The organism is Streptomyces sp. NRRL F-2580 (genome assembly GCF_000720115.1).
Taxonomy (GTDB): domain Bacteria; phylum Actinomycetota; class Actinomycetes; order Streptomycetales; family Streptomycetaceae; genus Streptomyces.
The window spans coordinates 114,253-124,876 of sequence record NZ_JOIR01000033.1; the positions used below are offsets into that span (position 1 = coordinate 114,253).

Sequence of the window (10,624 nt, forward strand, 5' to 3'; positions counted from 1 at the left end):
GCCCCGGGCACCGGTGGAGCGGGGGGGGCCGTCAGAACGTCACGGCTTCAGAGCGTCGTTGAGGACTCCGGCGTAGATTGCGGCGCCCGTGGTCTTGGGATGGAATCCCTGCGCTGAAACCGGATCGCCCGGCTTGTCGCTCGGCGTCTTGTCGTTGACGATACCGTGGATGGTTTCCGGGGTCCCGCAGATTCCCTTTCCGTTGAAGGCGATTCTGGGATCCGCGAACACCACCCGGACTCCGGCCGCGCGGGCGTCGGCCGCGGCATTGCCCATCTCGGTCGCCATGGTGTTGGTCACGGTCCCGAAATCCGCGTACTCGGCGCTGTTGACGAACGGGGCGCCGGCACAGTTCACACCGTTGGAGAACAACATGGGATATCCCATGAGAACGATCTTCGCGTTGGGTGCCCGCAGTGCGATCTCCTTGAGGGTGGTCACGATGGACGGGCGGACCTTCGTCGCCAGGGTCTTCGGGACGGACGTCCTCATCGCCTCGCTCTCCCCGTCGAGCGGATCGTCGAAGCAGTTGGAGGTCGGGAAGGTCAGGAGCATGCACTTCTTGATCACATCGGAGTACCCCGCGTCGTTGCCGCCGATGGACAGGGTGACGAGCGTGGTGTTGCTGTCGAGGTATCCCTTGTCCAGTTGGGGCAGCTCCCCGTACGAGGACCCGCCCTTCTTCCCCCAGGCGTTCGTGGGACCTTCACCGTTTCCGGACAGGATCTGGTGGGTTCTCGCACCGGAACAGGCGATGAACTGGAGGTCGATGCTGCCCGAGTCCCCCCAGGCGTCGGCCCGCGTCCCGAAGGTCCGCCCGATGCCGGAGTCGTAGGGTGCGCCGGCCTGACGGATCCAGGCGTTCTTCGAGCGGTGGCAGGCGTTGCGCGCCGAGCCCTGGTCGCCGCCGTAGTCGGTCTCCGGGTAGTAGTCGCCGCCACCGGTGACCGAGGCTCCTTCGCCGGAGGAGTAGGAGTCGCCCATCGCCACGATCATGTGCTCGGGCTTGGCCGCCAGCGGCTGGACGGCCACGGCGTCCCAGGCGATGTCCTCGTCCCCGGTTCCGTCCTGGGCGATGGAGTCGAGTTTGATCTGCGGAACGCCGTTGAACTGGAAGACGCCGATCGAGACCCACTTGTTGGATCTGATGCGTTGCGGGACGGCCCGGAAGGAGGCGCCGCTCCCGGTGTAGACCTGGTATCTGGCCTGCCGGGTGTGGGCTCCGTGGTCGGGTATGTGCACCATCACCCGGGCCCATTGGTTCAGGCTCTTGTTCAGGGTCCAGGTGCCGGTGATCTTGAGGCGTTCGCCCTTCACGTCGGACGCACGGGTGTGGCCGAAGTAGAAGTGGCCGCCGAAGCCGGCGCCCAGCTGGTGCAGGTCCACCTTGGAGGGGTACACGCTCTCGCCGGAGGACTTGGAGAAGGTCATGCCGAAGCTGCCCTGGTTGGTCCAGGGCCTCCCGCAGTTGGGGCGTACGGATGGGGTGCCGTCCGGCACGTCATCGATGATCAGCGCGTTCGAGGGCAGTCCCGAGGTCGAGCAGTTCGGCGCGTACGGCGTGCCGTCTGCCTCCTCCGGGTAGGTGGAGTTGAAGCGGATGAACTCGAACCCGCAGGAGGCGGAGCAGTCTTCCTTCCAGGTGGCCGGTCCGGACCACCAGCACTTGAAGTCCGCGCGCCCACAGGGGCCGGAGGTGGTGGTGTCGTTCGTCGCCGTGTCACCGATCTTCGCCGGGTTGCAGCTGTTGGCCGCGGTGCAGAAGAGGTTCTCCGGCGGCTTCACGTGCGCGCGGTTGTACTTCGCGCTTCCCGGGGCGTCCACCGGGGCGGCGGTGCCGTTCCAGTAGGAGGCGATGAAGGCGGGCACCATCTTGCCCGGGGACTCCAGGAAGGACGGCGGGTGCGCGGCGAAGCCCAGTACCTTCTCCGGGTAGGGCCAGAGCTGCGGGCGGGCCGCGGCGCTGGCGTCCTCGTCGCCGTTCCAGTTCTCCAGGAACGGCGGGCGGGCCGCGTCCCACTCGGGGTTGGCCGGGTTGTTGAACCAGCCCAATCCCCAGGGTTCACCTGCCGCGCCCTGGGGGTGGAAACCGGAGTTGTACGCCCACAGGGCGAAGTACCAGTTCTCCAGCTTCGCCGGGTTGGCGTTGTTGAGCTTCATCCCGGCGTTGTAGGTCTCGTTCCACTTCTCGATCAGGATCTGCAGGCCGGCGGAGATGTTCGCGGTGTAGTCGAGCGCCACCGCGCGCTGCGTCTGGTACGGCCAGGCGGCCCCGCCGTGGCCGTCCTCCCGGCCGGCCATCCGCATGTGGTCGGTGACCTGCGTGATGCCGTAACCACAGTCGGCCTCGGCGAAGTTGACGTCCCAGTCGTTGGCGTCGGTGCCGTCGTAGTAGTCGATGCCGTAGTAGTTGCCGATCAGCGGGTTGCCGGTGACACCGGGGACGGTGCTGCGCGCCGCCTGCCACATGTTCGACTCTTGGGTGGTGATGCCCAGGAGCACCTGGGCCGGCACCCTGCCGCCCCCCTCGAGCGGCGGGTTGAGGAAGAGCGACTGCGGCATGTACGCCGGCATGCCCAGGTTCTTCCAGTTCGCCGGGCGCTCGATGTGCGTGTTGAGGAACCCGGTGACGGCCTGGTCCGCGGCCCACTCCACCTGGCGCGGCTTGGGCTGCATGGCCTGGTTGCGGGGGTCGTTGCGGGGAACGGAACAGGTCCGGTCCGACTCCACGATCTCGGTGGGCGAGCTCGCGGCGGCCGCGGCCGCTGCCGAGGCGGTGGCCTCGGCCGTCGACTTGGCTCCGGACGGGGCCGCGGGATCGGCACCCTTGGCCGTCTTGCGGCCGGCGGCGGGAGCGGGGTCGCGGCCCTGCTTCCAGCTGTCGGGGATCACCGCGAGCGGGTCGGCCGTGAAGCCGACCTTCTTCTTGGTGTCGAGTACGGACAGCTCGATCTTCACGGGCCGTGCGTCGAGGGCCGACTCGGGCTGGAGGGTGGAGTCCTTGACGTCGGCCCATTCGGTGCGCTGGACCACGGCCTTGCCGCCCGTCGAGACCAGCGCGTCCTTGGGGGAGCCCGGCAGGGACTTCACCCGGGCGGGCAGCGATTTGGCCGCCTTGGCGTCGCCGGTGATGTAGACGTCGCCGCCGGCCCGGACGAGGCCGGTGTGGGTCAGCGGCCCCTCCCCCAGGGTGCTCGTCTTGCCGCCGGCCACGCGCCGCACCTGGGTGGTGCCTCGGTCTGCGGCCGACTTCCGCGGTTGCTGGTCGAGGAAGGTGATGCCGCCGTCGGCGTCGGGGCTCAGCCGGTAGGGCACGGAGGCGGTGCGGGCCAGCGTCCGGCTGCGGCCCTGAGCGTCGATCTTGACGATCTGCGCCCCGTTCGCCGCGACGACCGCCCCGTCCACGGGCACGCCCGAGGTGACCTGACCGGTGACCTCGACCGGTGTGGCGAGCTTGGCGGTGACCGCGTCCACGCTCACCAGCCGGGTGCCGCTCTTGTCGTCACCGCCGGACTGGGTGAACACGGCGCTCTCCCCCGTGCCGCAGCCCGGGTTGTAGTACGAGAGCGAGGCGCGCAGGTCCAGCTTGGTCACCTTGCCGGTGTCCAGCTCGACCACGGCCGTGAACGCGCCGCGTGCCATGAGCTGCGGCTTGTTGGTGAACGTGCGCGGGGCGTACACGACGACGGCCCGCCTGCCGGAGCCCGTGACGCACGCGTTGCCGATCCAGGCGTCGGCGTCCAGACCGGGCTCGGCGAGCGAGGCGACGGTCTTCCACGCGTACCCGGCGTTCTCGTTCGCCGTGAGGATGTGGAACCCCTGGGCGTCCGACGTGGTCGTCCACGCCAGGTCGCCGGAGTTCTGCCACCCCTTGCCCAGCACCTTCTCGCGGTCGGCCGAGGGAACGGACGACTTGTCGGTCTCTGGAGCGGGCGAGCCCGCGGCGGACGACGGCACCGACTCGGCCGCGATCGCGGGCAGCTGCAGCAGCCCCGCTCCCAACGATGTGGCCACCAGACCGACGAGTAACGCAGATATGCGTCTACTTCGTTTCACTGCATCTCCTGAACTAAATGTGACAAAACCTCGGACGGCGTCAACTGGCGCCGACCGCACGGACTTTACGTGTGCGGCCTGTCGTCACGTCAAGGAATATTTGACGCAGATATTCGTCCGGTGAATTCCGGTTGTGAAGACGCTTGCACTTGCGGGGAAGCCGCTTCCGTTCACCCATACGAAATGGAACCCGGAAAGGGAATTCACCCTGTAAATCGGAGGAGATTCAGACCGGCTGAAAAGGACCGGCCGGGCGGACCGTCCCACGCCCGGGTTGGTCCGATCGGTCGGATCTGCCGGTGGGTCGCACGCGGACGTTCCGGGCGGCGGCCGAACCGAGGCTATGAAGGTCATCACATGACGTGTTCGTCATCTGACCATCCAGGAGCATCGACCTCAGGAGCCGCACGATGCGCCCCATCAGAGCAGCCTGTCTCGGCACGGCCACGGCGCTGGTCGCCCTTCTCGCCTGCGCCCCCGTCGCGGCCGCCGCCGCGACGGACCCCCATCCCACCCACGACAAGGGCAAACACCGGGTCATCACGCTCACCGGCGAGCTCAGGCAGCAGACGCGCTTCCCCGTCAGCCCCAACGGCCCCTCCCAGGGCGACCGGACCGCCTTCCGCTCGGAGCTCTTCGACCAGAACCACAACAGCATCGGCGAGACCAACGGCACCTGCACCACCACCCGGGCCGTCGACGGCGGCGCGGAGGAATGCGTCGTGACCTACACCCTCCCGGGCGGCCAGATCTCCGTGCAGGGGACGGTCTTCGGCCATCTCAACGCGGGGCCTCCCCCTTCGTTCGACAACGGGATCACCGGCGGCACCGGGGAATTCGACCGCGCCCGCGGCTCGGTCCACGCCGACACGATCGGTACGGGCGTGAGGCGCTTCACCATCGACCTCTACCTCTGACGGACCCTGCCCCCGCCCGGTGAGAGGGCCGACCTGTCCACGGCCGGAGCCCTAGGAGGGGGACGCTCCCACGGCGGCTTCCGGGCGGGCCGCCGGGAGGGTCGACGGAAGGGCCGCCGGGAGGGCGAAGGCCTCGGCCGGCAATTCGTACGAACGCTGCCGGTCGGCCGGGTCGGACGTGAGGGTGTTGACGACCAGCTCGTCCACCCCGTGCGTCCCGGCGAGGGCCGTCAGTACGGAGTGCACCTGCTCGGGCGCCCCGGACACGAGGGCGGTGCACCTTGGCCCGCTCCAGCTCGGCGCCCGTCCACCGGTGGCGGCGCGTGGTCTCGTACGACGGCAGCGGGGCGTCCTGGCCGAGGTCCATGCGGGCGGGCGCGCCACAGCAGCAGGCTCTGGGCCAGTTCCTCGGCGCGGCCTGCACTGTCCGCGCTCACCACGCGCACCGCCAGCGCACCGGCCGCCCGGCGGCCGGTGCCGCCCGGAACTCGGCTCCTTCGCCGGTTCGTAGCGCGGCAGCAGCACGTCGCCCGTCCCGATCCGCATCCGCGAGGTGTGGGCGAGCAGCGCCCCCGCGAGGATCTCCGGCGCGCTGCTCGCGAAGCCCGGGGGGCCGTGGTGCTCGGCGGCCCAGTACCGGGTGTAGCCGAGGTCCTCCGCGACGCGTGCGAGGTCCACGGAGGCGCGCAGCGCATGGTCCAGGGTATGGCCCTCGCCGACCGGGGTCTGGTCCAGCACGGACAGTCGCAGGTTCGTCATGAGGGATGGCCTTTCAGTGCTGGTGGGCGGGGACGCCGGTGGCACCCGCCATGGTCGCGGGCACGATCCTGAAGTCCCGTTCGAAGACCAGGTTGTGGAGGTCGGCGGCGGCGATGGCGCGCAGCGTGCGCAGTTCGGCGGCGGCCTGGGCGTCGTCGAAGACGTTCAGGGGCCACTCGGAGACCGTCGCCCCGCGCGGATGGGGGTGGTGGAAGCCTGGCCCGCCAGAACGGCGAGGACGTCTTCACCGCCACGGCGACGATCACCACCGCGGCGCCCTTCCGCCTCCGCGTCTACGCCGCGCCCTGATCCCTCCGCCCGGGAACGGCCGCCTGGGACCGGCCGGGAGTGACCAGCCGGAAGCAATCGGCCGGATGAACGACGAAGGCGCCTGACCGGGTCTCCGCCCGGCAGGCGCCTTTCCCTTCCCCGCGGAGCGCAGGACACGGGGGGCGGGACGCTCCGGTCAGACCTTCCTGACCACGCTGGACTTGAGCTGCATGGACCCGAAGCCCTCGATCCTGCAGTCGATGTCGTGGCCGTCGACACCCTCGACGAGGCGGATGTTGCGCACCTTGGTGCCGGCCTTGATGCCCGTCGGGCTGCCCTTGACCTTCAGGCCCTTGACGACCGTCACGGTGTCCCCGTCGGCCAGTACGTTGCCGACCGCGTCCTTGATCACCCGCTCCCCGGGGCCCTCGCCGGGCTGGCCGGACACGAGCGGCCACTCGTGCCCGCACTCGGGGCAGACGAGGAGCGCGCCCATCTCGTAGGCGTACGCACCCGCGCATTCGGGGCAGGGAGGCAAGGGGGTCTCAGTCACCCCGACAGTATATTTCCGGCCATCCTCGCAGGTCGGCGCACGCATGCCCGCTCCGGCGTGTGCGAGAGTCCCGTCTGCGCGGTTCACGAGGGGACGCCGGACCGCCGGGCCCCGCTCTCGCCACCCAGTCCAGGAGGTCCATGTGTCTGCCGCATCGAGCTACGCGTCCGGGGTCTGCGAAGTGCCGCTGCTGGGCGATACCATCGGCGAGAACCTGGACCGGACCGTGCGGAGGTTCCCCGGGCGCGACGCGCTCGTCGACGTGGCCGCCGGGCGCAGGTGGACGTACGCGGAACTGGCCGCCGACGTCGACGCGCTCGCGCTCGGACTGCTGGACCTGGGCATCGTCAAGGGCGACCGCGTCGGCATCTGGGCCCCCAACCGCGCGGAGTGGACGCTGGTGCAGTACGCCACCGCCAAGATCGGGGCGGTTCTCGTCACCGTGAACCCCGCGTACCGCTCCCACGAACTGGAGTACGTACTCCGGCAGTCCGGGGTCCGTCTGCTGGCCGCGGCGGACCGGTTCAAGACCTCCGACTACGCGGCCATGATCGAGGAAGTGCGGCCGCGCTGCCCGCTGCTGGAGTTCGTGGCGCTGCTGGGCGGGACCCTGTGGACCTCCCTGCTGGAGCGGGGCCGCCAGGGCGACCCGGCGGAGCTGGCCCGCGCGCAGGCCGCGCTGAGCCCTGACGACGCGGTCAACATCCAATACACCTCGGGGACCACGGGCTTCCCCAAGGGCGCGACCCTCTCGCACCACAACATCCTCAACAACGGCTTCTTCGTGGGCGAGCTGTGCCACTACACCGAGCAGGACCGGGTCTGCATCCCGGTCCCCTTCTACCACTGCTTCGGCATGGTGATGGGCAACCTCGCGTGCACCAGCCACGGCGCGGCCATGGTGATCCCGGCGCCGTCCTTCGAGCCCGCGGCCACCCTCGCCGCGGTGGAATCGGAGTCGTGCACCTCGCTCTACGGAGTTCCCACCATGTTCATCGCCGAGCTGGCGGATCCCGGATTCGACGCGTACGACCTGTCCAGCCTGCGGACGGGGATCATGGCGGGATCGCCCTGTCCGGTGGAGGTGATGAAGGAGGTCATCGACCGGATGGGCATGACCGAGGTGTCCATTTGCTACGGGATGACGGAGACCTCGCCCGTCTCCACGCAGACCCGCGCCGACGACTCGGTCGAGCGGCGGGTGTCCACGGTGGGCCGCGTCGGGCCGCACCTCGAAGTGAAGGTGGTCGATCCACAGTCCGGCCTGACGGTGCCCCGCGGAGAACCGGGCGAACTGTGCACCCGCGGCTACTCGGTCATGCTCGGCTACTGGGAGGAACCGGAGCGGACCGCCGAGGCCGTGGACGCGGCCCGCTGGATGCACACCGGCGACCTGGCCGTCATGGACGACGACGGCTACGTGAGCATCACCGGGCGGATCAAGGACATGGTGATCCGCGGCGGGGAGAACCTCTACCCGCGCGAGATCGAGGAGTTCCTCCACACCCATCCGGACGTCCTGGACGTCCAGGTCATCGGCGTGCCCGACGCGAAGTACGGGGAGGAGCTGATGGCGTGGGTGCGGATGCGCGAGGGCGCCGAGCCGCTGACCGCGGCCGCGGTGCGGGCGTACTGCGACGGCCGGCTGGCCCACTTCAAGATCCCGCGCTACGTGCACGTCGTGGAGGAGTTCCCCATGACCGTCACCGGGAAGATCCGCAAGGTGGAGATGCGCGAGGCGGCGGTCCGGCTGCTGGAACTGCCCTGCTGACGCGGCGCGTTGTGGCCCGGATGGCCGTTCGTTCAGCCCGATGATCTTCAGTAGGCGTCACGGACCGCCCGCCCGGGCCGGTCCCCGATGCCTCGATTCACTGCCCCGTGCCGACCTTCTGACCAGAGGAACACAGTGCGCCTGCCCATGAACTGCCGTCTGGCCCTCAGTACAGCCCTGCTCGCGGTGATGGCCGCGGTGGCTCCGGTGACCACCGCCCACGCCGCCGGGACCACCCCCGACCTCGAGGCGCTGACCCAGGCGCTGGTGAACACGACCGACGCCGGGGCGCCGGGCGCCCTGGCCCGTTTCAGCGGCCCCGACGGGACCCGCACCCGGGCCGTGGGCGTACGCGACCAGGGCACGGGCGCGCCCATGCAGCCCCAGGCCCGCTTCCGGATCGGCAGCGTCACCAAGACGTTCTCCTCCGTCGTCCTGCTGCAGCTGGTGGGCGAAGGACGGATCGATCTGGACACCTCCGTCAACCGCTACCTGCCCGGCCTGCTGCCCGACGACCGCATCACGGTGCGCCATCTGCTCAACCACCGCAGCGGGCTGGCGGACTACACCGACGCCATGTTCGAGCACACCGTGCCCGGCTTCGAGGCCGTGCGCAACAGGGTCTTCGGCTACCAGGAGCTGGTGGACCTCTCCCTGGCCAAGCCGCGGACCGGCGAGCCCGGCGCGGCGTACGGGTACTCCAACACGAACTTCGTCGTCGTCGGCATGCTCATCGAGAAGGCCACCGGCAACCCGGTGGCCAAGGAGTACGAGCGGCGCATCATCCAGCCGCTGCGGCTGCGCAACACCGCGTACGTGCACCCCGCCACGCAGATCAGCGGAGTACACACGCGCGGCTACCTCCACCCGGACGAGGCCGGCGGGCCACTGGTCGACTCCACCGAGCAGACGGCGTCGTGGGCCCAGTCCGCCGGTGCGATGATCTCCGACCCGGCCGATCTGAACACCTTCACCTCGGCCCTGCTGAGCGGGAAGCTGCTGCCCGCGCGGTTGCTGGACGCCATGATCACCGTGACCCCGACCGACGCCACGAACACCCGGTTCTACGGGCTCGGCCTGCGGCGCTACGACCTCTCCTGCGGCACGTCCGTCTACGGGCACACCGGCACCGTGCAGGGCTTCTACACCTACGCCTTCTCCACCCGCGACGGCCGCCGCAGTCTCGCCGCCATGGCGAACACCTCGAACAAGGGCGAGGCGAACACCGCCCTCGGCGGGACCCTCGAAGCGGCGTTCTGCGGTAAGCAGACCGCGAAGGCGACCAAGCGCGGCTTCGGCTTCGCCCCGGCCGAGGTGGACCTGCCCGAGCACGACGTGCGCTGACGCACCTCAGCCGGCGCCTGCCGCGTCGTCGCAGGCGGGACAGACCAGGCCGGCGTACTGCGGGTCGTACCACGCGGAGCCGGGCTGCCCCGGCGGCTGCCAGGAGGCCCTCCGCATGGCGAACGTGTCCCTGCCGCAGAAGGTCCGCGGGCCGGGGACGGCCGTCATGCCGGGGGCGGCCGGCGCCGCGTGCACCCGCCGTACGGACGGCTCGCCGCCCTCTGCCGATCCGCCGAGCTCGTACACGACGACGCATTCGCTCATACCCCGACGGTAGGCCGCCCACGGGCGTCCCGCGGGACCGACACCGGGAAACCGGACGGGTGAGCCGGGTGCACCTCGGTTCACCTGCCCGGGGCGAGCAGCGTGTCGGGCCGCCGACCCCGGCCGGGGTTCGCCATCCTGGGCCGGGCGCGGTCCCGCAGGAGCCGCGGCCCCTCCCCCACGGCGAGAAGGAGCACGGCATGCCCTCGGACGCGATCGGACGTTTCCTCGCGGCGTTGGACCCCGACCACCGGGAGGCCGTCAGCGGCAGACCGCGCGAGGAGCAGGAGCGTCTCGCGGCCGCCTGGGAGCGGGAACTGGCGTCGGACGACGAGCTCGACACCCTCGACGAACTGTCTCCCCCCGCGGCCGAGGCCGAGGCGGCGCGCCGCGTCATGGCCCGCGAAGCCTGACCAGCGCAAGCGCCGCCCCCGGGGCTCCGCCCCACACCCCGCGCCTCAAGCGCCGGCGAGGCTGAATTTGCGCGGCGGAGGCTGGACAGTGCGGCTGAATTACCGGTGCTCCGCCCCGCACCCCGCTCCTCAAACGCCGGAGGGGCTGGATTGTGCGGCGCGGCTGGACAGCGCGGCGCAAAGATCGGGGCTCCGCCCCGGACCCCGCGCCTCAAACGCCGGCGAGGCTGAATTTGTGCGGCGAGCGGGCCAGCCCGGCCGGTTGGGACGGGGGTGG

General features: G+C 70.4%; 8 protein-coding genes. 4 read left to right on the plus strand and 4 right to left on the minus strand.

The window, feature by feature from the left end:
- Positions 1-39: 39 nt before the first annotated feature.
- Entirely contained in the window at positions 40-4,014 is a 3,975-nt protein-coding gene (locus IF88_RS0129745; protein WP_158754647.1) for an SGNH/GDSL hydrolase family protein, read from the minus strand.
- Between the two features lie 452 nt (positions 4,015-4,466).
- Between IF88_RS0129745 and IF88_RS0129750 the strand changes: the two genes are divergently transcribed.
- Positions 4,467-4,973, plus strand: a complete 507-nt coding sequence (locus tag IF88_RS0129750; RefSeq protein WP_030719244.1) for an allene oxide cyclase barrel-like domain-containing protein — start codon at positions 4,467-4,469, stop codon at positions 4,971-4,973.
- 51 nt (positions 4,974-5,024) lie between these two features.
- On the opposite strand, the gene IF88_RS44285 is transcribed toward IF88_RS0129750, so the two are convergent.
- Together IF88_RS44285 and IF88_RS0129760 are read right to left on the minus strand one after the other, a co-directional pair.
- Entirely contained in the window at positions 5,025-5,732 is a 708-nt protein-coding gene (locus IF88_RS44285; protein WP_078893219.1) for an LLM class flavin-dependent oxidoreductase, read from the minus strand.
- Positions 5,733-6,198: 466 nt separating this feature from the next.
- Positions 6,199-6,555 (minus strand): zinc ribbon domain-containing protein YjdM, encoded by a 357-nt coding sequence (locus tag IF88_RS0129760; RefSeq protein ID WP_030719250.1) that lies wholly within the window; start codon positions 6,553-6,555, stop codon positions 6,199-6,201.
- A gap of 43 nt (positions 6,556-6,598) precedes the next feature.
- On the opposite strand from IF88_RS0129760, the gene IF88_RS0129765 reads away from it, so the two are divergent.
- Together IF88_RS0129765 and IF88_RS0129770 are read left to right on the plus strand one after the other, a co-directional pair.
- A complete protein-coding gene (locus IF88_RS0129765; protein WP_420711009.1) occupies positions 6,599-8,326 on the plus strand; it encodes an AMP-binding protein in 1,728 nt (575 codons plus the stop codon).
- Positions 8,327-8,473: 147 nt separating this feature from the next.
- Positions 8,474-9,670, plus strand: coding sequence for a serine hydrolase domain-containing protein (locus tag IF88_RS0129770; RefSeq protein WP_037807459.1), 1,197 nt, complete (start codon positions 8,474-8,476; stop codon positions 9,668-9,670).
- Positions 9,671-9,676: 6 nt separating this feature from the next.
- On the opposite strand, the gene IF88_RS0129775 is transcribed toward IF88_RS0129770, so the two are convergent.
- Entirely contained in the window at positions 9,677-9,934 is a 258-nt protein-coding gene (locus IF88_RS0129775; RefSeq protein WP_030719261.1) for a hypothetical protein, read from the minus strand.
- A 200-nt stretch (positions 9,935-10,134) separates the two neighbouring features.
- Here IF88_RS0129775 and IF88_RS0129785 point away from each other — a divergent pair, with 200 nt between their 5' ends.
- Positions 10,135-10,347 (plus strand): hypothetical protein, encoded by a 213-nt coding sequence (locus IF88_RS0129785; protein WP_030719264.1) that lies wholly within the window; start codon positions 10,135-10,137, stop codon positions 10,345-10,347.
- Positions 10,348-10,624: the final 277 nt, after the last annotated feature.